This window comes from Paraburkholderia sabiae, from assembly GCF_030412785.1.
GTDB classification, from domain to species: domain Bacteria; phylum Pseudomonadota; class Gammaproteobacteria; order Burkholderiales; family Burkholderiaceae; genus Paraburkholderia; species Paraburkholderia sabiae.
The window spans coordinates 4,312,616-4,336,203 of sequence record NZ_CP125295.1 but is presented as its reverse complement, the minus strand read 5'-3'; the positions used below and the strand labels follow the sequence as shown (position 1 = coordinate 4,336,203).

The 23,588-nt window shown below is 61.2% G+C and carries 18 protein-coding genes and 1 pseudogene; 9 read left to right on the top strand and 10 right to left on the bottom strand.

Features of this window, described 5'->3' with window-relative positions; genetic code table 11:
* The first annotated feature begins 6 nt into the window (after positions 1 to 6).
* Entirely contained in the window at positions 7 to 840 is an 834-nt protein-coding gene (gene aroE / locus QEN71_RS19460) for a shikimate dehydrogenase (protein WP_201650592.1), read from the top strand.
* A 1,225-nt stretch (positions 841 to 2,065) separates the two neighbouring features.
* On the opposite strand, the gene QEN71_RS19455 is transcribed toward aroE, so the two are convergent.
* The 7 genes from QEN71_RS19455 to mhpT all read right to left on the bottom strand — a co-directional run bounded on the left by QEN71_RS19455 (position 2,066) and on the right by mhpT (position 10,899).
* Positions 2,066 to 3,139 carry a lipase family protein gene (locus QEN71_RS19455; protein WP_201650593.1) on the bottom strand — a complete coding sequence of 358 codons (1,074 nt, stop codon included), beginning with the start codon at positions 3,137 to 3,139 and terminating at the stop codon, positions 2,066 to 2,068.
* A gap of 67 nt (positions 3,140 to 3,206) precedes the next feature.
* Positions 3,207 to 4,454: an LssY C-terminal domain-containing protein gene (locus QEN71_RS19450; protein ID WP_201650473.1), complete on the bottom strand. Its 1,248-nt coding sequence runs from the start codon at positions 4,452 to 4,454 to the stop codon at positions 3,207 to 3,209.
* Positions 4,451 to 5,740: an LssY C-terminal domain-containing protein gene (locus QEN71_RS19445; protein ID WP_201650474.1), complete on the bottom strand. Its 1,290-nt coding sequence runs from the start codon at positions 5,738 to 5,740 to the stop codon at positions 4,451 to 4,453. Before QEN71_RS19445 ends, QEN71_RS19450 begins: the two co-directional genes overlap by 4 nt.
* 350 nt (positions 5,741 to 6,090) lie before the next feature.
* Positions 6,091 to 6,537: a cupin domain-containing protein gene (locus QEN71_RS19440; RefSeq protein WP_201650475.1), complete on the bottom strand. Its 447-nt coding sequence runs from the start codon at positions 6,535 to 6,537 to the stop codon at positions 6,091 to 6,093.
* A 207-nt stretch (positions 6,538 to 6,744) separates the two neighbouring features.
* Positions 6,745 to 8,454 (bottom strand): tannase/feruloyl esterase family alpha/beta hydrolase, encoded by a 1,710-nt coding sequence (locus tag QEN71_RS19435; RefSeq protein WP_201650479.1) that lies wholly within the window; start codon positions 8,452 to 8,454, stop codon positions 6,745 to 6,747.
* Between the two features lie 10 nt (positions 8,455 to 8,464).
* Positions 8,465 to 9,610 (bottom strand): porin, encoded by a 1,146-nt coding sequence (locus QEN71_RS19430; protein ID WP_201650481.1) that lies wholly within the window; start codon positions 9,608 to 9,610, stop codon positions 8,465 to 8,467.
* Positions 9,611 to 9,654: 44 nt separating this feature from the next.
* Positions 9,655 to 10,899, bottom strand: coding sequence for a 3-(3-hydroxy-phenyl)propionate transporter MhpT (gene mhpT / locus QEN71_RS19425; protein WP_201650483.1), 1,245 nt, complete (start codon positions 10,897 to 10,899; stop codon positions 9,655 to 9,657).
* A gap of 432 nt (positions 10,900 to 11,331) precedes the next feature.
* On the opposite strand from mhpT, the gene QEN71_RS19420 reads away from it, so the two are divergent.
* The 4 genes from QEN71_RS19420 (at position 11,332) to QEN71_RS19405 (ending at position 16,289) form a co-directional block, all read left to right on the top strand.
* Positions 11,332 to 12,168 (top strand): p-hydroxycinnamoyl CoA hydratase/lyase, encoded by an 837-nt coding sequence (locus QEN71_RS19420; RefSeq protein WP_201650484.1) that lies wholly within the window; start codon positions 11,332 to 11,334, stop codon positions 12,166 to 12,168.
* A 61-nt stretch (positions 12,169 to 12,229) separates the two neighbouring features.
* Positions 12,230 to 13,681: an aldehyde dehydrogenase gene (locus QEN71_RS19415; protein ID WP_201650486.1), complete on the top strand. Its 1,452-nt coding sequence runs from the start codon at positions 12,230 to 12,232 to the stop codon at positions 13,679 to 13,681.
* Positions 13,682 to 13,806: 125 nt separating this feature from the next.
* The gene (locus QEN71_RS19410; RefSeq protein ID WP_201650487.1) at positions 13,807 to 15,699 is read left to right on the top strand and encodes a feruloyl-CoA synthase; all 1,893 of its coding nucleotides are present in this window, start codon (positions 13,807 to 13,809) and stop codon (positions 15,697 to 15,699) included.
* A 74-nt stretch (positions 15,700 to 15,773) separates the two neighbouring features.
* Positions 15,774 to 16,289, top strand: coding sequence for a MarR family winged helix-turn-helix transcriptional regulator (locus QEN71_RS19405; protein ID WP_201650498.1), 516 nt, complete (start codon positions 15,774 to 15,776; stop codon positions 16,287 to 16,289).
* A gap of 67 nt (positions 16,290 to 16,356) precedes the next feature.
* Here QEN71_RS19405 and QEN71_RS19400 read toward each other — a convergent pair.
* Positions 16,357 to 16,872 (bottom strand): annotated as a pseudogene (locus QEN71_RS19400) (flavodoxin family protein); the annotation flags it as partial.
* A gap of 298 nt (positions 16,873 to 17,170) precedes the next feature.
* Entirely contained in the window at positions 17,171 to 18,745 is a 1,575-nt protein-coding gene (locus QEN71_RS19395; protein ID WP_201650501.1) for an alpha-amylase family glycosyl hydrolase, read from the bottom strand.
* A gap of 48 nt (positions 18,746 to 18,793) precedes the next feature.
* On the opposite strand from QEN71_RS19395, the gene QEN71_RS19390 reads away from it, so the two are divergent.
* The 3 genes from QEN71_RS19390 (at position 18,794) to QEN71_RS19380 (ending at position 22,169) form a co-directional block, all read left to right on the top strand.
* Positions 18,794 to 20,458 carry an alpha-amylase family protein gene (locus QEN71_RS19390; RefSeq protein WP_201650503.1) on the top strand — a complete coding sequence of 555 codons (1,665 nt, stop codon included), beginning with the start codon at positions 18,794 to 18,796 and terminating at the stop codon, positions 20,456 to 20,458.
* Between the two features lie 217 nt (positions 20,459 to 20,675).
* The gene (locus tag QEN71_RS19385; protein ID WP_201650594.1) at positions 20,676 to 21,155 is read left to right on the top strand and encodes a hypothetical protein; all 480 of its coding nucleotides are present in this window, start codon (positions 20,676 to 20,678) and stop codon (positions 21,153 to 21,155) included.
* A gap of 162 nt (positions 21,156 to 21,317) precedes the next feature.
* Positions 21,318 to 22,169 (top strand): DMT family transporter, encoded by an 852-nt coding sequence (locus QEN71_RS19380; protein WP_233471805.1) that lies wholly within the window; start codon positions 21,318 to 21,320, stop codon positions 22,167 to 22,169.
* Between the two features lie 99 nt (positions 22,170 to 22,268).
* Here QEN71_RS19380 and QEN71_RS19375 read toward each other — a convergent pair whose 3' ends face one another.
* Positions 22,269 to 22,793, bottom strand: coding sequence for a hypothetical protein (locus QEN71_RS19375; RefSeq protein WP_233471794.1), 525 nt, complete (start codon positions 22,791 to 22,793; stop codon positions 22,269 to 22,271).
* A 218-nt stretch (positions 22,794 to 23,011) separates the two neighbouring features.
* Between QEN71_RS19375 and QEN71_RS19370 the strand changes: the two genes are divergently transcribed.
* The gene (locus tag QEN71_RS19370) at positions 23,012 to 23,434 is read left to right on the top strand and encodes a hypothetical protein (protein WP_201650509.1); all 423 of its coding nucleotides are present in this window, start codon (positions 23,012 to 23,014) and stop codon (positions 23,432 to 23,434) included.
* Positions 23,435 to 23,588: the final 154 nt, after the last annotated feature.

The window sequence follows — 23,588 nt, the reverse complement described above, 5'->3', positions numbered from 1 at the left end:
GACATGATGACGGACCAGTACGCGGTGATCGGCAATCCGATCGGACACACCAAATCACCCCTTATTCATGGACTCTTTGCAGAGGAGACGCGTCAGGACATGGCCTATGCAGCCATCGAAGGGCCGCTGGAACCCGAGCAGGCTTTTGCCGACGTCGTGCGCGCGTTCGCCGCGTCGGGCGGCAAGGGAATGAACGTCACCGCGCCCTTCAAGCTGAAGGCCTTTGCGATGGCCGACGAGCGCAGCGAGCGAGCGGAGCTTGCCGGTGCCGTCAACGCGATGAAGTTCGAGAATGGCCGCGTCATCGCCGAAAACTTTGACGGCATCGGACTCGTGCGCGATATCGAAGTCAATCTCGGGCTGAAGATGGCTGGAAAACGGGTGCTGATACTCGGCGCAGGCGGCGCGGTGCGTGGTGCGTTGCTGCCCTTTCTTGCAGCACGGCCGGTCGAGATGATCATCGTCAATCGCGATGTCGTTAAAGGCAAGGCGCTAGTGGCGCAAATCGGCGCATGTGATTCTCTAAAGGCCTGCGGATATGGCGATCTGGAAACGATGGGACGATTCGACCTCGTCGTCAATGCGACGTCGGCCAGCCTCACAGGCGACCTGCCGCCCGTTCCTCCGAGTGTCTTCAGTCCTGATGGCGCGGCCTATGAACTCGCCTACGGGAAGCGTTTGACGCCCTTTCTGCGGCTTGCCCGCAATGCAGGTGTGTCGATGATCGCGGACGGCGTGGGCATGCTGGTGGAACAGGCGGCAGAAGCCTTCGACTGGTGGCGCGGCGTTCGGCCCGCAACACGTGCGGTGATCGATCGGCTCACCGTGCCACTCGAATGACTTCGCGGTGGAGCACGGCATCATGGTCTGAGCGGGTTATGACTTGAGTGTCCGGGGTTCAACCATACCGTGCGCGAGTAGACGCGATTCGCAGACCGCAAACATTCGCCGAACGAACGGCGAGTCGTTGTCCAGCATCCCTCGCGCCGTACGGAGGCTGGCGATTCTCGTCGCGCTCCGCAGATGCCGGATCTGCCAAAGGTCGGAAGCCAACTGCTCCGAGAAATGATTGACGCGTGCAGCATCGAGCCACGCCGACCCGACAGCTGTCGTTTTCGACCAGCGTTGAATGCATTCGACCGCACTGTCAAGCGACAGCCAGATGCCCGAACTGGCGCGTGACTGAAGCTGCTCGACAACCAGATGACACAGCAGATCAGTGCGTTGTCTGTCGTCCAGGCAAGTTGACAGGGAGACATGCTGCTGACGAGAGGGAGCAATTGGGTATGCCAAAACAATATCTCTACGGACGAAAGTCGTAGAGCCATGTTACATGGCGTCCATCTATGATATGAGGAAAGCACCTCAGCATTTCGCGCCGTTTAATCACCGATCTGTGCCTTCGGTGGACGCGCATCCAGCGCTCGAGTGTTCATACACGGTTCGACGAATGCGATGCGCATTTTCATCGCGCGGTCCATGAGTGACGCCGAGCGTGCTAGACCACACTTGTGCGCTTGCTTCCTTAGAGAGCTGACGTACGGGATATCGTGCTCGCTGGTGCCGTCGCATCAGGCACACGCATTGCTGCTATGCATTCCGGCTGGCCCAGGTCACGACACGGTGATTACGGGCGAGACGATGACCGCTCGCCGACGACCGGCACGAATGAATGCAACCGCTAACCGTCTCAAGCGCAACTGAGCGGAGCCCGTTGTATCCGCTTCCGCCGAACCGCCTGCGCGCCTCGCCAACTGATGCAGTGTTCGACGCGACATCGAACGCGTCGATGCGAAGGTGATCGGCCAGCCTCTTTCTCTTTGCTTCGAACGGACCACGAACGTACAGATCGAGCGACCCAAGATCGGCCAAAGCGGACGCTCGGCGATAGGCGCCGTGGGTCGGCTCCAGGTCAGGTTGCTGCCATGCGCAAACCGACATCTGCGAATGACATCTCCTATGTCAATGAGTGAGTCTTCACGACCCAACTCGGCCACAAGACTCCTCGCCACCTCAGCGACCGCCCCGCAGGATCAAACGGTCATGTTCTGAGAACGACGCAACGTCACCTGACGGGCTCCGTCATTCCCTCCTCCACGAATCGCAAGATTGCCTCCACGAGGGCCTCACGGGGATACGCATTTTGAGTCACGAAGAGCGCCCCTATTGTCGGATGCGTCCGGGCAACGGGCACCGCGAGCGCCCAGTGATCCGCATTCACGTAGGCCAGCAGCGTGCTGCCGGGTATGACCTGGTCGTAGAAAATGACCTGGCTGTCGTTTCGTGAATCGACTTGCGAGAGCTTGTTGTAGCTCGACTTCAGGATGGACGAGATGCGTTCGGTCTGCGGAAATGTCACGACCGAGTAATAGCGCAGTCCAGCAGGAAGCGGGTTCTCCGCGAGCCACGCCTTGCGGACCGCCGGTCTCAGGCTCTGCACAGCGCCGCCATCGCCCGACGTGCAGGTCGCGCCGGGAACATGGCGCATCAGATCGGCCTGGTATTGCTCGGCGTCGTTGGCAAGCGGCGATCCACCCACAGCGCCAGCGGCGCTCACCACGGCCGCGAGACGGCTACGGATTTCCGGATAGGCGACCAGCGCTTCGAGGATGTCGGGCGCGCCTTTTGAATAGCCGATCAGCACGATGCGCGGCGGGCCGTCGGGCGCGGGCATCGTCATGAGTGCATCGCGAATCTGGCGTGCGTTGTTGGCGGAACTCGAGAGCGCGTCGACGTCGATCAGCGTTGCGTCAAAGCCATACTGGCGCAGATGCGTGACGACGGTACCGGGTGGACTCAGCCACGGCTTGAAGCAGTCGTAACCGACGCCGGGCACGACGGCCGCGACGAGGTGCCGTCTGGAAGGACCCAGTTCAACCGGCTTGCCCGTGCCGGTGGGCTCCGTGCCCACTCGCGTCAGCGCGTCCTCACAGGGCCGGGTGTCGGGCACTTCGGAACCACGTGCGTCGAGGACTGCACAATAGATTTCGCGGAAGCGCGCGCGCTGATCCGTTATGCCGGCCTCGGTCGCGGGCATGAGGATCATCGGCGGGGTGTCGGTCGAATACGGGACGAGTGGCTTGGTCGCGCAGGCGCCGAACAGAACACACGCCGCCGTCAACGACAGCATGGCGCACATTCGGCGCGACGCGTCGATCACGGCAAGCTGCCGTCTCAATGAGACGAGCGACGGAATCCATCCGAGATCACTGACGCGCATCGCTCGTTGCTCCCGATCGAAGATCGTCGCGCCTGTCGAGATACGGCACCCAGTCGAGCAGATCCACATCGGAAAGGCTGCGCGGCCTCGTTGCGAAAAACACGACCGCGCGCAAACCGTCCGTGAAGTAGCTCGCGCCGTCGACCGTTGCGCGTGGATGGGTCGTCGATGCCTCACCGACTCCGTAAGCGAAGCCAAGCTTGTCGAGACCGCCCGAATACATCAGATCCTGGATGAGCAGGTTGCGAGCCTCGTCGACGTTCTCATGCAGCTTGAGGTGGGTCTCGCCGCGTGGCGCAAAGCGCCCGCCGACCGGGCGGCCGACCTGCGCGACATAGACCAGTTGCCCCTGGAAGCGGATCGGTGCGAGCCATCCGCGTATCCAGGTCGAAGGGGCGCCTGCCTGCGCCTGCTTGCGCATGACGAAGTCCGCCTCGCGCCCGAAGACGCGCTGCGTAAGATCGAACTCACGCGCATCGCGCCGATAGTTGCGTCGCACCAGCGCCGCGCCGATATCGGTAAGTTGGCCGACGCCGACGGCGTTCAGCGGATCGCCCTGCACCTTCCCGGTCGTATCGGTGGCACAGCATGGCAGCCGCTCGATTGCGGCGCGCAGCGACATGAGATCCGGGCAGTCAATTATGGCGGTCTCGGGAAACGGGAAAGGTATCTGCGCGAGACCCGGATCGACTGTGCCGTCGGGTACGTGCAGAAAGACCGAAAAAGGGATCAGCGTCCGGCTTCCGAACACATCGATATTGACAAGCTTGATGCCGCGATCTGGGTTGGTGAACAGGATGCCCGACTGGGTTGCGCCGGGAGGAATCGGATTGGCGAAGCCGAGCTTTCTGAAATGGTCGTCCATGCGCGTGTTAGCTGAACCGCCGAACATCGTATGCATGGACCACGCGACCTCGTCGGGCGAAAAGTAGTCCGGGTCAGTGCCCGACCGCAATAGCCATAGCGCCTCCGAGGTTCCATTGCGTACTTCGATCCAGAGCGGCTGGACCTTCGTCGCGTCGATATCGGCGCCATACAGTCGCTTGCTGTCTTCGCTGCTCAGCACAGTGGCGCTCACGCGCACGTCGCGACGGGTATCGCTGACTTCATGTTCGCGCAGCGGCGTGAAATCGGCCTCCGGCGCACGCCATGTCGCGCATCCCGCCAGCGTCAGCGCAAGCAACAGTACGGCAGCACGCTTGCGTATGCGATGCGTGGTAGGCAGCCCGGTCATGGCCCGGCTCCCGGCGCGACACGCATGACCTTGTATGGTGTGATCCACGGGAAGACGGTGATGTCTGCAAGCGATGACGGTGCGCGGTCGAATACAAGCACGATGCGATAGCCATCCGTAAAGTACGGGTCGGTCGTCAGATTTTCGCGCGGCATGCTTTCCGGCGCCGCGACCACGCCGTTCAAAAGGCCGATCTTCGACAGATTCTGCGAATACGTCATGTCTTCAGTCAGCGCGGTGCGCGCCTCATCGACGTCCGGGTCTATCTTGTGAGTGGTAAACGTTGACGTGTGCCATGTCAGACGGGTTCCGATGTCACGACTGACCTGTCCCACCCAGACGGGTTTGCCGTGATAGCGCATGTTGCTGAGCCAGAGGCGCATGTGATTGCGCTGATGGATATCGCCGCGCGCCTTTTGCAACGCGAGATCCTGTGCGTGGCCGAACAGGAAAAGGTCGCTCACGGGTGCGTTGACATAAGCTTCGCCAGAGAGCGCGGCGCTGATCATCCGCCTGATTGCACCCGACCACTTCTGCTCCGTGACGCTCCAGCCCCGACGGACGAAGGACGGAAAAGCATCGTCGAGACCGCCGACAACCACGAGATTAAGGGGATCCCCATTCTTCGAGCCATCTTCATTCGTCGCGCAACACGGCAGGGCTTCGACCGCGGCGCGAAAGCTCCCATCGTCCGTGTAGTTCACGATAGGCTCGTCAGGATCGGCCGCGCGTTTGAACACCTGGCTCCGCTTGTAGTCGGTTTCGAATCCGGGCACAGGCACGAAGATCGAAAAAGTCTGGGCGCGCCCCTTCGCGACAAGGTCGATCTGCACGAGCTTTGCGCCTTCGTGGAGGTTGGTCAGAACAAATCCGGATACCGTCTCACCCGGGCGGACGGGGTTACGAAAGCCGAGCGCACGAAAGCGGCTGTCGAGCGCGACCTGTTCATCGTGTGAAGCGTGGTTCCCGAATGCTTCAGCCGCCTCAGACGCGGGAAAGAAGTTCGGATCCAGTCCCGGAGACAGAAGAAAGTAGTTGCCGTCCTCACGATTACGGACCTCGATCCAGACGGGCTGAATCTTCCTTTCTGAGAGCGGGACGCCGTACACGGCTGCGCTTTCCGCTGGCGAGAGCACGGCAGTCGAGACCTGCACGCCGCCTTCAGTACGTGTCACGGCGCGGTTCTGATAAGCAGGCACTGAAACCGTGGGCGGCGCTGCAGAACAGCCCGCCAGTATGCAGCCAGCGAAGATGACAGCTCGCACCCGCGTCACGATGCGCTTCATCAAGACCCCCTCTTTGCCGGGATCGATCTGGAGATGTAGCCGTACGCAGAAGGCATCGCGCGCACGCTGTCGCCACAGGCAAACACGTTGTTCGCAGCCCGCTTACTGAAATGCGGGAGGTGTACTGACCAGTTTAGTTGATTAGGGCCGCACCAATCACGAGTTCGAGTGGCGGCAAGCGCGTATGTCCGAATGTCCGTCTGAAACCTGCGTGGAGCGGCCTGCTGAATGTCCATGAGGTGCGTGGACCGAATGGCTCTTCAGGGCCACGTACTGCCTGACGGCAACCGGCCGCACGCCCCGGAGCAATCAGATTGGCTTTCTGAAAGCCGACGTTCAGCGCCCGGGTTTCATTGTGACGGTAGCGCCGGCACCAGTCCGTACCTGGACATGACATTGATGAGCTTCGAGCGGTCGGGCGGACCACCGGTGTTCACGATTGCTCCGACATCACGAAAATACTGAACACCTATGTCGGGCGTAAGGACGATCAGTGCGCGGGCCGTGTCATTGTGCGGGTTGCTAAAGTGATGAACCGACCCACGTGGAGTAAACATCCATTCTCCCGGTGCCAGGTCTCGCATCACCCCGTCGACCGAGTACCGAAGTAGGCCCTCCAGCACATAGACGCACTCTTCGTTGCGTGTGTGGCTGTGTGGCGGCGGGACTTGTGAACCGGGAGCCACAGTCAATTCGAACACGCCCATCCCGCCAGTCGCAGTTCCATCAATCAGGTATTGGATGCTCAGTTGACCAATATTGATTGGTTCGATCGGAGCGACGCCGCTAGTTGTCATTTTAGAGCTCCTTCGGATCAACGATTTTCGTCGGCCTCGACATTGTCGATTTAGTGCTTGACCTCCGATTGTTGACGATCTTGGCCAATGTGTCGAGCGGCCGAATATGGCCGGACCCGGTATTTTGCCGATCAGCCCGACTGAAGGTTAGTGACGAGCGGGGACCGATCTGGGTGCAACCGGTTCTCCGCCTCACTTCACTCAACTTCAGCTACACGAAAAACTCGCGGCCGAGTTGGCGTCACCGCCCTTGTAACGCGCAACTTTCGGATACGGACACAGCGGCCGCGTACGACCCGCGCCCCAGTCGGCGGGCACTTCGCTGTTCGGTACCGCGTTGCTGGCGTCGCGTGCCGTCGCGATCACGCTGTCGGGTGCCTTGCCCTGCTCGACCCACGCAATCATTGGCGTCAACATATCGAACTGATCTGCAGTCGGGCCGCCCGAACAATGGTTCATACCCGCTACCGTGTACAGCCGCGCGAAGTTGCTCGCGTCGCCGCCGTTCGCGGCCATCAGACGCTGATACCAGTCGGTCGTATCGTTCGATGAAAACACCGGGTCGCTCGTGCCGTGATAGACCATCAGCTTTGCGCCGCGCTGCTTCAATGCGCTGAGATTGGTCTCGTCGGGCGGTGCCATGAACGACCATGACGATTCCGTATACACGCCGCTCGTCGCGAAGATCTTCGGAGCATCGTTGTCCATGCTGAAGTTCAGCGCATACGACGACAACTGGCTCAGCAATGATGCACTTTGCGGTGGCGTTGTGAACGTGAATGCGGCGGCGGCAGGATCGAGCGTGATCGAATTGCTCTGCTTCCACTGTGCCCAGTTGGCGCCGTTGACGCCCACGTCATACGGAAAACTCGCGTAAAGCGCCGTGCCCGCGCTGTTGCGCGCCCCCGAAAACACATTACCGATGGCATCCTTCTGTGCAGCCGTCAGACAGGTGCCGTCGCGCACATTGCTCGAACACGTCGGCACGTCGTTGGCGAGACTGAAGTTCACCTGACATGCCTTGATATCCTGCACCATGCCGTCCGTCACGCCGTCGAGCGCGTCGCACTTCGCAATGATTCGCGACGCTACCAGTTGGCGCTCCGCTGCCGTAAAGCCAGTCGTGATGTCGGGCAAACCCGTCGATGTCGTCGCAGTTGCAACCTTGGCGAACTGCTGCGCGCCCCACATCTCGCCAATCGCAGCCTTCGGCAGATGAAAGCCGGGATCGCCTGCAATGATGCCGTCGTACTGCGCCGACGATCTCGCGGCAGCCACCATCGCGTGCCGCCCGCCGTTCGAGCAGCCGTCGAAGTAACTGCGATCGGGCGCCTTGCCATAGGCGGTCTTGATCGTTTGCTTCGCCATCGGCGTGAGCGTCGCGACGGCGTTGTAGCCGTAATCGATGCGCGCCTGCGGATCGAGACCGAAAAGCGGATTCTGCGCCGACGCATGCCCCGCGTCCGAACTGATGACAGCGAAGCCCATATTGAGCGCATCGTTGAGCGGACCGCCACCGCCGATTTCGCCCGTCGCCGTCACGACATTGCCATCGAGTCCGCCATTGGCCTGATAGAAGAAGCGGCCATTCCACGCGATGGGCAGACGCATCTCGAAGCCGATCGCATATGTCTTTCCATCGACTGCGCTCACGCGCTGGTTCATCTGCCCTTCGATCACGCAATGCTCGGCAATCGACTTGCCGGCCACCTTCAGCGTGCCTGCGGGCACATCCGTCACGGACGTGAACGTCGTGTTCGCGAACGACAGCTTCGCGGCGAGCGCCGCGCAACTCCCGATGAGCGTCGCGGGTGTCGCGGCGCTCAACTGCGGCAGCGCCGACGAAGTCGTATTCGACGAGCCCCCGCAGGCGGCGAGCGTGGCCGACACGCATACAGCAATCGCAGACTTCTTCATCCGATGTCTCCTAGAACATGTGTTTGATGCCGACCATCACGCCCGTCTGTCCCATGCCCGCGCCGGGCGTCGTGCCGCCACCGCCGCCGCTCACCGAATAGCGCCCCTTTGCGCTGTTGGCGAGATACGCGGCCTGTGCGTACACGGACGAGCGCTTGCTCAGCAGGTAAGTGGTACGCAGCGTGCCCATCGTCGCGCGCGTGTCGTGGTCGGCATTGACGATGCGAAAGACCTCGCCGTCGACCAGAAACGCAGGCGTCACGAGATACGACGCACCCACGAAGAAAAGGTCGGAGCGCACATTCGCCACAGCGGGCGAATCGGTCACCACGCGCCGCCCGAGCCAGCCCGCGCCCAGCTTCATGCCGGCGTATTGCGCATATGCGCTGACGTGCGTGCGGGCATCCTTGTCGGCGGCACTGGTGAGCGGCGTGGTTGCCACGCCATCGAAGAAGTTGGCGGCTGCGTTGGTGCCGCCGCGCTGCTCTTCGTACGACGCAGCGATGCCGAAGTACGGCGCGTCGTACTTGAGCATCACGGACCAGTCGCGGCATTCGGTTGCGTGACCGGGCACCGAGCCCGCGCACGTGCCCTGCCCCGGCGAGTTGCCCGTACCCGCCGAATCGCGTCCAAACGAATAACCCGCGCCCAGCGTGAAGCCCTTGTAGCTGCCGATGTAGGTCACGGCGTTGTCGGTGCGCGCATTGGGCACATAGGCATCGAGCGAACCCATGCCGTAAATGTCCGGCCCGATGATGTCGGCGCCCTGCAACGCGAGGTAGGTCATCGTGTATTGCCGGCCGAACGCGACCGTGCCGTACGTCGCGCTCTTGAGGCCGACGAACGCCTGGCGTCCGAACAACCGGCCGCCCTGCCCTGAACTGCCGTCGCGCACATTGAAGCCGCTTTCGAGCGTGAATACCGCACTATAGCCGCCACCCAGATCTTCGACGCCGCGCAATCCCCAGCGCGATGGCAATTCGCCTGTCACGGCAGGCATGCGGAACACGTGGTCGCCGGCGGCATTCGCCTGCGACACGTATTCGATGCCCGTATCGATGATGCCGTACAGCGTGACGCTCGATTGCGCAAAAGCGCTCGTCGCGAACGCGCAGAGCGCGCCGCACAGGGAAAGCCGGATCGTTGTTGCGTGCATCTCGTTGTCTCCAAACGTCGTGTGTTGTTATCGAAAAAGGGGATTCAGTCCACCGCGCGTGGACGGCGGATCAACAGCAACGCGGCAACGGCAGCGATCAGCGTGACGGGGATGCTCGCGCCGATCACCGTCGACGAACTGCGGCCCATCGCCAGCAACTGCCCTGCTGCGAGCGGCCCGACCACGGAGCCGATGCGGCCCGCTGCCACCGCAGCGCCGACGCCCGTGCCGCGCATCGGCGTCGGGTAGAAGACCGCGGCGAGCGCATAGAGCACCGATTGGCCACCGATCACGAACATGCCGGCGAAGAACGCCGAAACGGCAAGCGCCGCGAATCCCGGTGCGACCGACAAGGCGGCGAGCGACGCGATGATGCCGACGTACATGCCCGACACGACCGCGCCGCCACGCAGCCGGTCCATCAACATGCCGATGAAGAGCGCGCCCAGTCCGCCGCCGATATTGAAGAAGATCTGCACATAGCCGACTTCGGCACGCGCGAGACCCCGCGCGGCCATCAGCGACGGCAGCCAGTTGAGCAGGAAGTAGAGGACGATCAGCGTGCAGAAATAGCTGATCCAGATTTGCAGCGTGGACAGACCGCGATTGGCGCCGAACAGCACTTCGCCGACGGGCGCGGGTTGCGCATTGGCTCCACGCGATGTTTTTCTGAACGCACTGGATTCAGGCAGGAATGCAATCAGCAGCGGCACGAGCACGAGCGGCCCCGCGCCGCCGACATAGAAAATGTGCCGCCAGTCCGTGTCACCGATGCTGATGATCCCGATGATCGATGCGATCACGCCGCCAAACGGAATGCCGCAATACATCACGCTCACAGCCGTATTGCGTGCCTTCGGCGACACGGCTTCCGAAGAAAGAGCAATCAGGTTCGGCAGCGCGCCGCCAAGTCCCATGCCCGTCAGCACGCGCACGATCACCAGCATGCTGAAGCTCGACACCATCGCAGTCGCGATCGACAGAAGGCCAAAAATGCATGCCGACAGAATCAGCACACGCTTGCGTCCGACGCGGTCGGCGAGACGTCCTCCGAACATCGCGCCCGGCAAGAGTCCAAAGGTGCCCGCGCTGAACGCGATCCCCATTTGCGCGACCGTCAGCCCGAATTCACGCGCCATGCGCGGCGCCGCGACGCCGACGGATTGCAGATCGAGTCCCTCCAGCAGCGCGATCGCGAAACAGAGGCTCAATGTCATAACGACGCCCGTGCTGGCGGCGGGCTGCGCTGTAATGCTGTCTCCTGGCAGTGCAGTTCTCGTGGATTTCATGTCTGTCACCTGTTGTTGTGTCGGTTTCGCGAACGGTTTCAGGCAGCCTTCTATATCAGGTTACCTGATATAGAAGGCGAATAAAAGCGTGTTCCTGAGAACACGCTGGGCGTCGTCGCGATGGAGCGCATTTAATATCAGGCCACCTGACAACGCAAGGTTAATGTCTTTGGTGAATACCCCAGGAGATGCAGGGACGCGGGGTGCATGTTGCCCGGTGAGCGCCGTACGAACGAGCTCTGCGCGTGCATAACGGCTCAAAGTTTCGTCGCCCAATCCCGTAACCAGGGGTTTTCACCAACAAGCCGACGATTGTGTATCAGGCAACTTGATAATAGACTTTGTATCAGGCTACCTGATAACAACGAAATTTATCGGGTGACTTCAGGAACGCAACCACTGATGCGCGCAAGGCGCGCTGGAGCTACGAACATGGCAAGTTATGAGGATCGCTGGAAGACGGTCGACGTCAAGGTAGAAGAAGGCATCGCATGGGTGACGTTCAATCGCCCGGAGAAGCGCAATGCGATGAGCCCGACGCTCAACAGCGAGATGGTGCAGGTGCTCGAAACACTGGAACTCGACGCCGACGCGCAGGTACTCGTGCTCACGGGCGCCGGCGACGCATGGACAGCAGGCATGGATCTGAAGGAGTATTTCCGCGAAGTCGACGCAGGTCCGGAAATCCTGCAGGAAAAAATCCGTCGCGATGCGTGTCAATGGCAATGGAAGCTGCTGCGCATGTATTCGAAGCCGACCATCGCAATGGTCAATGGCTGGTGCTTCGGCGGCGGCTTCTCGCCGCTGGTCGCATGCGATCTCGCGATCGCCGCCGACGAAGCCGTGTTCGGCCTCTCCGAGATCAACTGGGGCATTCCGCCGGGCAATCTGGTCAGCAAGGCGATGGCCGATACGGTCGGACATCGTCAGGCGCTCTACTACATCATGACGGGTGAAACGTTCACGGGCACGGAAGCCGCCGCAATGGGTCTCGTCAACAAGAGCGTGCCGCGCGAACAGCTGCGTGCGGAGACGGTCGCTCTCGCGGCGAAGCTGCTTGAAAAGAATCCGGTCGTGCTGCGGGTCGCGAAGCATGGTTTCAAACGCTGCCGCGAACTGACGTGGGAGCAGAACGAGGACTATCTGTACGCAAAACTCGATCAGGCCCAACTGCGCGATCCCGAGAACGGGCGCGAGGAAGGACTGCGGCAATTCCTCGACCAGAAGTCGATCAAGCCCGGACTGCAGACGTACAAACGCGCGGACTGACATCCGGGACGCCCGGTGTGGCATCCGCCGGGCGAGCGACAGAACAAAGGAGACAGTCATCGTGACGGAAGTGAGTATGCTGATCGGCGGCAAGGACCGCCTCGCCTCGAATGGCGCGACGTTCGAACGTCTGAATCCCGCGACAGGCAAACTGGCCTCGCGCGCACCCGCAGCCACGCTCGCGGATGCGGACGCGGCAGTCGACGCCGCCGCAGCGGCTTTCCCCGCATGGTCGGCTCTGCCGCCGACGGAGCGGCGCATGCGCCTGCTGAGGGCAGCGGACCTGATGGATGCGCGAACGAGCGCGTTCATCGAAACCGGCGTGGCGGAAACGGGCGCAATGGCGAACTGGTACGGCTTCAACGTGCATCTGGCCGCGAACATGCTGCGCGAAGCCGCCGCGATGACGACGCAGATCGACGGAAGCATCGTGCCCACCGATATGCCCGGCAACCTGGCTCTCGCCGTGCGTCAGCCATGCGGCGTGGTGCTCGGCATCGCGCCGTGGAATGCGCCCGTGATCCTCGGCACGCGTGCAGTCGCGATGCCGCTCGCGTGCGGAAACACGGTCGTTCTCAAGGCGTCGGAAGCGTGTCCCGCCGTGCATCGGATGATCGGCAGCGTGTTGCAGGAAGCCGGTCTTGGCGACGGCGTGATCAACGTCGTCACGAATGCGCCCGACGACGCACCCGCAATCGTCGAGCGGCTGATTGCGCATCTCGCCGTCCGGCGCGTGAACTTCACGGGGTCGACGCACGTTGGCCGCATCATCGCGATGCACGCGGCGAAACACCTGAAGCCCGCCCTGCTCGAACTCGGCGGCAAGGCCCCCGTGCTCGTGCTCGACGATGCAGACCTCGACGCGGCTGTCGAAGCCATCGCGTTCGGCGCGTTCTTCAACCAGGGGCAGATCTGCATGTCGACGGAACGCGTCATCGCGCATCGCGCCATCGCCGATACGCTTGTCGAGAAGCTCGTCAGCAAGGCGCGCAAGCTCGTCGCGGCTGAACCGACGGCGCGCGGCGCCGTGCTCGGCGCGATGGTGAGCGCGCAGGCTGCACAGCGCGCGACGTCGCTCGTGCAAGACGCCCGCGATCATGGCGCGACGATCCACACGGCCGGCCCGACCGACGGCGCGATCATGCAGCCGACCATCGTCGATGGTGTGCGCCCTGAGATGAAACTGTACTCGGAGGAATCGTTCGCGCCCGTGGTAACCGTGCTGCGCGTCGATAGCGACGACGAAGCGATACGTGTCGCGAACGACAGCGAATTCGGCTTGTCGGCGGCCGTGTTCAGCCGTGATATTGCGCGCGCCATGCAGGTGGCGAAGCGCGTCGAATCGGGCATCTGCCATATTAACGGGCCGACTGTGCACGACGAAGCGCAGATGCCTTTCGGCGGTGTGAAAAGCAGCGGCTACGGGCGCTTCGGCAGCAAGGCATCGATTGCCGAATTCACCGATCTGCGCTGGATCACGATACAGACAGGACCGCGTCACTATCCGATCTGATATCGCGGCTGCAAACGGGCCCGTTCACGCAGACGGAAGAGATTCGGGCATGCTTCACATCGGGCGACGACCTCGCGCCGGGCGGTAGCCCGCCGCGCGAGCGAGCCCACACAGGAGACAACAAGGTGAATTCCCAGCCGACGCAATCCGGTGTCGACAGAGAAACATCAACGCCTTATCGCGCGGTGCGAATCGGATCGGCGCCCGTTCGCGTGCGTCGCGAGCACGACGTCTGGTACATGGAGTCGGACGCCGCGCCCGGCGTCTATCCGAAGCGCATGACTGACCGGCTCGCAAGCGGCGCGCTAGCGCATCCCGACCGGTGGCTGGTCGCTCGCCGCAGCGCCGACGGCGAATGGCAAGGCATCAGCTATGCGCAGATGCTCGCGCATGCCCGCGCGATTGGTCAGGCGCTGCTCGATCGCAACCTGTCTGCCGAGCGGCCCGTCGTGATTCTCTCGGGCAACGATCTCGAACACATGATGGTCGCGCTCGGCGCGATGTGGGCAGGCGTCCCCTACGCGCCCATTTCGCCCGCGTATTCGCTCGTATCCAGCGACTACGGCAAGCTGCGTCATACGCTCGATCTGCTCACACCCGGCCTCGTATTCGCGACGGAAGGCGAGCCGTTCGCCAAAGCGATCGACGCGACCATTGCCGACGGCGTCGAACTGGTCACCGCGTCGGGTTCGTGTGGAAAGCGAAAATCCACGCCGCTATCGGAACTGCTCGACACCGCGCCAACGACGGTCGATGCCGTGCACGAGGCGATCGATCCCGATGCGATCGCGAAGTTTCTCTTCACGTCCGGCTCGACGATGCTCCCGAAGGCCGTGCCGACGACCCATCGCATGCTGTGCAGCAATCAGCAGATGCTGCTCGACACGTTTCCCGAGTTCGCCGTCGAGCCACCCGTGCTGGTCGACTGGCTGCCGTGGAATCATACGTTCGGCGGCAGCCACAATGTCGGCATTGCGCTCTACAACGGCGGCACGCTGTATATCGACGACGGCAAGCCCGTCGGCAGGAAGTTCGACGAAACGCTGCGCAATCTGCGCGACATCGCGCCGACCATCTACTTCAACGTGCCGAAGGGTTGGGAAGAGCTGACGAGCGCGCTCGAAAGCGACCCGCAGTTGCGCGAGACATTCTTCTCGCGCGTGAAAGTCTATTTCTTCGCAGGCGCGGGACTTTCGCAGGCAGCGTGGGACCGTTTGCAACGAGTCACCGAGCGCTTTTGTGGCGAGCGCATCCGCATCATGGCGGGCCTCGGCATGACGGAGACTTCGCCGTCGTGTCTGTTCACAACTGGACCTGTGCTCGGCGCGGGCTACGTCGGCATGCCGGCACCCGGCTGCGAAGTGAAGCTGGCGCCCGTGTCGGGCAAGCTCGAAGCGCGCTTTCGCGGGCCGCACGTGATGCCCGGTTACTGGCGGATGGCGGGTTCGAATGCAGCCGATTCATTCGATGACGAGGGCTATTACCGCAGTGGCGACGCACTGAAGTTCGTCGACCCGCAAAGGCCGGAACTTGGCCTGATGTTCGACGGACGCATCGCCGAAGACTTCAAACTCAGCTCAGGCACCTTCGTGAGCGTCGGGCCGATGCGCGCGCGGGTCATTTCAGCGGGCGCGCCTTATGTGCAGGACGTGGTCGTGACCGGCCTGAATCGCGATGACGTCGGGCTGCTCGTATTTCCACGACTCGACGATTGCCGTCGGCTCGCGCACCTGCCGACGTCCGCGAACGCCGCGGAGATTGTCGGCGCACCCGCCGTGCGCGCATTCTTCGCCGACCTGCTGGAGAAACTGAACCGCGATTCGACGGGCAGCGCGACGGCGATCGCGCGTCTTCGTCTGCTCGAGGTTGCACCGTCCCTCGATCTGGGCGAGATCACCGACAAAGGATCAATCAACCAGCGCGCGGTACTGACGCAGCGCGCACACCTGGTGGAGGCGATGCACGATGCGCAGCGTCACGATCCTGACGTGATCTACGCGTCGCGTTGCAAGGCATGAAGGCGCGAGGAGCGGTGCAGCGTGCGAACGACGCGGTAACATGGCGTCTTCCACGACAGCCGCAGACCGATCTGATGACGGGCAAATCTCCCACGAAGACATCCAGCGCCACGAAAACAGCAGTCGCGACCGCCGCCCGCCCGCGCGCAGCTTCGGCGGGACGCAAGGCGGCGGCGCGTCCCCGGTTGACGTATCTGATCGGCAGTCTCGATCGAATCCTGCGCCGCAAAATGACGGATGCGCTCGCGCCACTGGGCCTGACGCTCGCGCAGTTCACCGCGCTTTCCGTGCTGGAGGCGCGGGGCGAGGCGTCGAATGCGCAATTGGCCGAGCGGTCTTTTATCACGCCACAATCGGCCAACGAAGTCATGAGCGTCATGGCGTCGCGCAACTGGATCACGCGCGAGCCCGACCCGAATCATGGGCGCATCGTCGTGCTACGCCTGACGGACGAAGGACGGGAGGTGCTTCATCGCTGTATGGCGACGGTCCATGTTCTCGAGGCCCAGATGCTCGCCGGCATCGAGCCACTCGACGCGTTGGCTGCGCAGGAAATGCTGGAACTGTTCGTCCGCAACCTGCGCGGATAACGATCGCTTCTCACGTTTTCAGATCTGCTGGCATGCTCGACAAGCACGCCGGGTCTAAAACCATGAAGGTACTCTCATCGGCGTTGCCGCCGTCCGCGCAAACCAGCCTGTCGATCATCAGCTTCAGCGCACCTGGCGACTGATACCAATAGACGGGCGTCACAATCACGACGCCATGACACGCAGCGAATCGCTCGTAGATTTCGTTCATCCAGTCGTTGACCTGCCCGAGCGAATGATTCGGATAGCAGTTGCACGGCCAGTGACACAACGGCATTGCCGTCGACACGCACGCTTTGCACGGATGGATATGCAGGTCGTGATCGGATGAAAGCAGTGAGAGGTCGAGAAAATCGACGTCGAAATGCGCGTCCGTGGCGATCGCCTCTACGCGCTTCGCAAGACGGAAGCTCTTCGACATTTCGCCGGGACACGTATAGTCGTTACGCGTCGACGCGTTGATGACGAGCACGCGCGAACGCGTCGAGGGATTCTGCTGGTGCTCCTGTGCGGCCTTAATGCGCTGCGCGGCCTCGCGCCATTCGACGGACAGATCGTAGTCAGGATCCACGTAGCCCGCACCACCTGCCCTTTTCGCACGACCGGTTGGTCGTCGTTGCGCTCCGCCGATTTCGAGTTCGCCACGACCGCGTCTCCCGTTGTCAATGACTTGACCAATGACGGCTACGGGCAAGCGCTGCTCCCGTAACGTCAACGAGCACGGCACCGCTTCTTTCTTCCAAACGGCTCTCGACGGCCTGCTTCTTGCTGCTGAATCTCGTCTATAAGTCGAGAACATAGACAACAGGGTTCGCTCCGCGATGCGACTTCCCAACCATCAGGCCCTGTTCCATGCGTTGCGCGAGCTCACCCCTGAAAACTTAAAACGCAATGACTACCGCTTCTCCTGCCGCAAGATGAATAGTGCCTTGAACAACCGCTTGACCGCGGCGAGACGTCATCGTCGATAACAACACCGCGCCTGATCGCGCTTGCACCTCCGCACCTTCATCAGCCATGTTTAGCGCGATGAAAAGACGTTGATTCCGATATCGCCTCTCGTAGGTCAGCACATCCCCGTGTGCAGCGATATTCTCGATCGTGCCCTGCACCAATGGGGCGTGACTGCGCCGCAAGACCAGCAGACTCCGGTAGAGCGACAACATGCTGGATACGTCATTATCCTCATCGCGCACACTCGTCGCCGTGTCAACGGGCAACCAGGGTCTGCCCTGTGTGAACCCTGCGTGCGGCAGCGAGCTATCCCATTGCATCGGCGTGCGCTCGGGATCGCGTCCCTGACCGATGCCGGGCTGTCGAAGCTCTGCGGGATCCTGGATCTCATTCAATGCGATAGCGCCGTCCGTCATGCCGATCTCTTCACCGTAGTAAAGCGTCGGCGTCCCTCGAAGCGTGAGGAGCAATACGGCGGCAACACGCGCCTGCGCGATGCCGACCCGCGATGCGACGCGCGGATTGTCGTGATTTCCCAGCACCCAGTTGGGCCACGCATGTTCAGGCAACGCACTGTCATAAGCCTGGATCATGCTCGCAAGCTCGCGTGCATTCCATTTCGCGTTGAGCAACTGGAAGTTGAACGGCATATCCGCGCCATCACCACTTGCGCCGTAATACTGCACGAGTTGCGCAACAGGCAAATAGATCTCACCGATCAGCACCCGCTCGCCATACTCACGCAGCGTGGCGCGCATAGAGCGCACGATGTCATGCACTTCCGGCTGGTCCTCCGTATAACGCTGCAATAGCCGGTGATGCTCCGGCTCGCCGGCCGAGTACGCTGGATTTGGCGGGTTGTCGCGAAACTGCACGTCCTTGATCAGCAGCCACAACACATCCACGCGAAAACCGTCGACGCCGAGATCGAGCCAGAAGCGAAGCACATCATCCATTGCGCGGCGTACTTGTGGGTTCCGCCAGTTCAGATCGGGTTGTTCCCGCAGAAATGCGTGGTAGTAATACTGCCCCGTATGCTCATCCCACTCCCACGCCGAGCCTCCCATGCGGCTCAACCAGTTATTCGGCGGCCCGCCATCGGGAGCGGCATCGCGCCACAGGTACCAGTCCCGTTTCGGGTTGTCACGCGAAGAGCGGCTTTCCTCGAACCACGGGTGCCGGTCCGACGAATGGTTCGGCACGAAATCGAGCAGCACCTTGAGGCCGAGTTGATGGGCGCGGTCCATTAATTGCTTGAATTCATCCAGCGTGCCGAACATCGGATCGACGTTGCAGTAGTCCGCTACGTCGTACCCGAAGTCGGCCATCGGCGACGGATAGATGGGGGAAATCCACACGGCATCGACACCGAGTGCGGCCAGGTATTCGAGGCGTGTACGGATGCCGGGCAGATCGCCGATACCGTCGCCGTTGCTGTCCTGAAACGAGCGCGGATAGATCTGGTAGATCACGCCGCGTTGCCACCACGCCAGTTCCGACATTGCAGTTCCTCTTCATGATCGATTCTCTGGACGCCACGCGCGAATCGAATGCTCAACGACCTCTGGTACAAGAACGCCATCATCTACTGCCTTTCGGTAGGCACATTCATGGATGCAAACGGCGACGGCGTGGGTGACTTTCAGGGACTCGTGCGCAGGCTGGACTATCTGCAAGGGCTCGGCGTAACGACCATCTGGCTCATGCCCTTCCATCCGTCGCCAGGGCGCGACAACGGTTACGACGTCAGCGACTATTACAACGTCGATCCGAAGTACGGCACGCTCGGCGACTTCTCGGAATTCACGCACGCGTGCGCCCAGCGCGGTTTGCGCGTGATCATCGACCTGGTGGTCAATCACACATCAGATCAGCACCCCTGGTTCAAGCAAGCACGCAGCGATCCCGATTCGAAGTATCGCGACTGGTACGTATGGTCCGATAGCAAGCCGACCAACGCGAATCGCGGCGTGGCATTTCCGGGCGTTCAGAAGTCGACGTGGACCTTCGACAAGCGCGCAAGGCGCTGGTACTTTCATCGCTTTTATGATTTTCAACCGGACCTCAACACTTCCAATCCTCACGTGCAAGCCGAACTGCTGAAGATCATGGGTTTCTGGATCCAGCTCGGGGTGTCGGGATTTCGCATGGACGCCGTGCCTTTCGTGATTGCGACAAAGGGCCCAAAGGTCCGCAAACCTGTCGAGCAGTACGACATGTTGCGAACGTTTCGCGAGTTTTTGCAGTGGCGGGAGGGCGACGCCATCATCCTCGCGGAAGCCAACGTGCTGCCCAACACGGATCTTCAGTACTTCGGCGACGAGGGCGAGCGCCTGCCGATGATGTTCAACTTTCAGGTCAACCAGAACACTTTTTACACGCTTGCGACCGGCGATACCAAACCGCTGAAAGAGGCCCTGCTCGCGACGAAGCCCCGACCGTCGAGTGCACAGTGGGGCGTGTTTCTGCGCAATCACGACGAGCTTGACCTGGGCCGTCTCACGCCAAGACAGAGGTCGGAGGTGTTCGCAGCGTTCGCCCCTGAGTCCGACATGCAACTGTACGGGCGCGGCATCCGCCGCCGCCTGGCGCCGATGCTGGCGGGCGATAGACGTCGGCTGGAACTGGCCTACAGTCTCATGCTGAGCTTGCCCGGCACGCCCGTCTTCCGCTATGGCGATGAAATCGGCATGGGCGACGACCTTCGTCGTCCCGAGCGTGAATGCGCGCGCACGCCGATGCAATGGTCGAGTGAGCCACAGGGTGGCTTCACCAAACGTCTAAAGCCGCCTGTTCCCGTCATCTCGAAGGGCCCCTACGGCTTTGAACGCGTCAACGTGGCGAAGCAGCGGCGCAATCCGGAATCATTTCTCAACTGGACTGAGCGAATGATTCGCATGCGCCGGGAAGTACCGGAGATCAGTTGGGGAGATTTCGAAGTCCTGCGCACGTCGCGAGAGGATGTGCTTGCGTTGAGTTATCACTGGCGCAACAACTCGGTGCTGTTTTTACATAACTTCGCTGCGCAGCCGAACACCGTCAAATTCCGCTCCGGCTGCATCGAGCCCGATGTCGACAGGCTGATCAATCTTCTCTCCGATGATCACAGTGAGGCCGATGATGACGGGCGTCACACGGTCGTGCTCGAGCCGTATGGGTATCGGTGGTTTCGCGTTGGCGGCCTCGATTATCTTCTCAGACGCACCGAGGTCTGACTTCGCTGTGTGAACCTGCACGCTCGTTAGACGCAACAGGAAAACCACTGCGAATGACTGACACGCGATCTGCGGCATGCCGGTTGCTTTGAGAGAGCATCCGCCGTTTCATAAGAAGCCTTCTGGCTTGATTCGCAATGAGAACGGTGGATGTGTTTGAACAGCACTCACCACAACCATGCATTTCCACGGGAGGAAGATCATGAAGAACATTGTCATGAAGAACATTGTCGCGGCTCTCGCATCCGCATTGCTCGTCTCCACGACGTTCGCTCAATCAACGGCGCCGTCGGACGCCGGCAAGGCGCAATTGAAGGCAAACAGCGAAAAGAGCGAAGCGCAGGCTACGGCGAACAAGAAGAAGGCCGAAGCTCAAAGCGACGCCGACAAGGCTCAGGCATCGGCGAACGAAGACAAGGCTTCGGCTCAAGCGGATGCCGACAAGAAAGCGGCGAAAATGCAAAAGGCGACCACGCCGCGCGAAGCTTCCGATGCTCACGCGGATGCAGCACGCGCGCAGGCCAAGGCCGATAAAAAGAAGCACGATGCTCAGGTCAAAGCGGACCGCAAGAAGCACGACGCCGCGAACGATGCCAACGTTGCTCAGGCGAAAGCCGACAAGGATAAGGTCGAGGCGCAGAACGATGCGAACAAGAAAGCCGCCGATCAAAAGATCGACGCTGCCAAGAAGCAGTAAAACCGAACGAGGCGAGCGGATTCCGCTCTGCCTCTTCCGCGAGACGCGCTGAAGCCAACCGTGGACCGTGCTCGTCGAGCATTGCGCATGGGATAACCGTACGCTCAATACCCGCATCGGTGCGACGACGACCTATGTCCTGACGGCGGAGGCAAGTTGGCAGTGTTATTCGGATTGTGCGCCGCACTGGGCTGGGGGCTGACCGATTTCCTGGCAGGCCCCACGGCGCGACGGGCGGGTGTCGGTTCTACGATGTTCTTTACGAGCCTGGCCGGTGTCGCCGCCGTCGCAATCTGGATCAGTGGCGGAACCGACCAAACCGTGCCACGCCTTCTGCATGCGCACGCGTCCGGATCGTTCGCATGGGTGTTGATAGCCGGCCTGTTGTCGGCTGCAGCATCACTCTTCCTCACTTCGGGGCTCGCTATCGGCAAAAGTGCGATCGTCGCGCCCATCGCAATGTCGTATGGTGCCGTCACGACGGTCCTGTCCCTGCTGACCGGCGAGGCTTTCCGCCCAACGTCGCTGACGGGACTGCTGCTTTGCGTGGCCGGGGCACCTTTGACCGCGCTCGATCGGCACGACTTGATGCGTCACGGCGTATGGTCAGCTGGGGTTCTGTTTGCCATGGCGGCCGCCTTCTGCTATGGCGCTGGCTTCTGGATGCAGGGGCGTTTCTCTGTGCCCCAGGTGGGAATCGCCGGTGCGCTGCTCGTCAACTATGTTTGCGGTGTACTGGTGTCGATGATTGCACTGATACGTGAGCGCACAGGGAGTCTTGCCGCGTTCAGGTCGCCACGGCTGCTGATTCAGGCAGCCGCGAGCGTCGCGGCCCTCGCCTGCCTTGCTGCGGGCATCGGGATGGGCAACGCAGCCGTCGTTACCGTCCTGAGTTCGCTCTCAGGAGGCATCACGGCGCTGCTGGGCCGCGTTTTTCGGAACGAGAAGCTGTCGTGGATCCAGGCGACTGGTATCGTCGGCGTCACCATCGGCGCGGCAGTGCTTTCGTTATAGCTGGCAGCGCACCGTAGTATCGCGTCGGTCATCACGATCTCGGACCCGACGCCGCTTTCACAAGCGCCGCGGAAGCCGCTCGCCAATCGAACGTCTTCATCACTCTCTATCTGGCTCGAACGGCCTCCAGTTTGCAAGCGTATCTGCCGCATCAGTTCTGTTTCGCCGGATTAGCCGGTCGCGAAGCACTTCGACGAATCCATCCAGATCCCCTCTTCCATTGCTTGCTACGAAAGACGACATGGTTTCTCCAACAGCTTGCATCAACGAAGACTGCGTCAGGGTACTTGCAATCACTGAAGCGCCACGCGCCAATTCGACGGTGTACCTGATCTCAATCAGAGATCGATTGACCTTGATACGGTTGCCCTTAGCCACTCGTCGGCTTGTCGTTGTCTCGGTCATTTCGTTTGTGGGACGAACGTGGACGATGTGATCCACGGCATTCATAAATTGCCGGACGCCTTCGCAATTTTGGAAACGGGAATACCGACGCGCGCCCGTCAGGAAGGATGCACACAGAATGCATGTTACAAAATAGCCCGAAAAATGCGAGAGAAATACCCTGTCGCTATCCGCCTGTTTCTGGCTGTACGACACGCAAGCAAATGTTCTGATAGTCATTCCGAAACGCATTCGCACACTGGGCAACTTTGGCATCAGGCGCTCTCGATTGACGAATAAGATCCTTTGTACAAAGCACGCATGCTCGGAACCGCGGACTCAGGATCTTCTCAAGGTGCGCGCTCCGAAATTCTGGGCACTTCTCTTGCACGAATCTACGCATCGCACGTCCGGCGATATGGCTTCCAGGTTTGGTATGCGTTCGTGAAGGTAGTGAAATGGAAGAAGTCGTGAAATCCGATCAACATCTCCGCGCGATATTTCGCTCATTTCGTGATGCACGTGACGCGCGAAGGTCGCTGCTGGAATCCGGTTTTTTGCCCTATCCCATGCAATTGTTTTTGTTTCCATTAGCGCACTCCGCCGACCGCGGGAGCGATTTATTGCAAGAGCACGAGTCGGACCGCGCGGAATACGCGGGTCACGGCGAACAGATCGCGATCTTCCACGAAAACTGGTACAGCGTACCCTCGTCGGAATGTAGTGTCCGCAGTACTGCTCCGAGAGATGGGCATACCTTGCTCGTCGTGATGTCTCCTCCACCTCTGATGGTGAGGAGAATCTGCGACAGGTTGAAGGACTACGGCGCATTCGCAATCTGCCCGCCCGCAAGCCGCTGGCGACTGTGCAACTCGTCTTGAGCATCGGGCGTGTGCGCGGGGGAATTGCGCTGGATACCCGGCACCACCATCGACCGGGTCGACGCTCAAACTTCGCACTTATGTGCCGCTGGCGATTGACGGCCTGGGAACAAACATTGCGAAACTCGTACCATCGGCGCCGGACTGGCGCTAA

What these genes read in the sequence shown, in the direction of transcription:
- aroE (WP_201650592.1), top strand. Translation starts at nt 7, where the DNA reads ATGACGGACCAGTACGCGGTGATCGGCAATCCGATCGGACACACCAAA.
- QEN71_RS19455 (WP_201650593.1), bottom strand. Translation starts at nt 3,139, where the DNA reads ATGTGCGCCATGCTGTCGTTGACGGCGGCGTGTGTTCTGTTCGGCGCC.
- QEN71_RS19450 (WP_201650473.1), bottom strand. Translation starts at nt 4,454, where the DNA reads ATGACCGGGCTGCCTACCACGCATCGCATACGCAAGCGTGCTGCCGTA.
- QEN71_RS19445 (WP_201650474.1), bottom strand. Translation starts at nt 5,740, where the DNA reads ATGAAGCGCATCGTGACGCGGGTGCGAGCTGTCATCTTCGCTGGCTGC.
- QEN71_RS19440 (WP_201650475.1), bottom strand. Translation starts at nt 6,537, where the DNA reads ATGACAACTAGCGGCGTCGCTCCGATCGAACCAATCAATATTGGTCAA.
- QEN71_RS19435 (WP_201650479.1), bottom strand. Translation starts at nt 8,454, where the DNA reads ATGAAGAAGTCTGCGATTGCTGTATGCGTGTCGGCCACGCTCGCCGCC.
- QEN71_RS19430 (WP_201650481.1), bottom strand. Translation starts at nt 9,610, where the DNA reads ATGCACGCAACAACGATCCGGCTTTCCCTGTGCGGCGCGCTCTGCGCG.
- mhpT (WP_201650483.1), bottom strand. Translation starts at nt 10,899, where the DNA reads ATGAAATCCACGAGAACTGCACTGCCAGGAGACAGCATTACAGCGCAG.
- QEN71_RS19420 (WP_201650484.1), top strand. Translation starts at nt 11,332, where the DNA reads ATGGCAAGTTATGAGGATCGCTGGAAGACGGTCGACGTCAAGGTAGAA.
- QEN71_RS19405 (WP_201650498.1), top strand. Translation starts at nt 15,774, where the DNA reads ATGACGGGCAAATCTCCCACGAAGACATCCAGCGCCACGAAAACAGCA.
- QEN71_RS19395 (WP_201650501.1), bottom strand. Translation starts at nt 18,745, where the DNA reads ATGTCGGAACTGGCGTGGTGGCAACGCGGCGTGATCTACCAGATCTAT.
- QEN71_RS19390 (WP_201650503.1), top strand. Translation starts at nt 18,794, where the DNA reads ATGCTCAACGACCTCTGGTACAAGAACGCCATCATCTACTGCCTTTCG.
- QEN71_RS19385 (WP_201650594.1), top strand. Translation starts at nt 20,676, where the DNA reads ATGAAGAACATTGTCGCGGCTCTCGCATCCGCATTGCTCGTCTCCACG.
- QEN71_RS19375 (WP_233471794.1), bottom strand. Translation starts at nt 22,793, where the DNA reads ATGACTATCAGAACATTTGCTTGCGTGTCGTACAGCCAGAAACAGGCG.
- QEN71_RS19370 (WP_201650509.1), top strand. Translation starts at nt 23,012, where the DNA reads ATGGAAGAAGTCGTGAAATCCGATCAACATCTCCGCGCGATATTTCGC.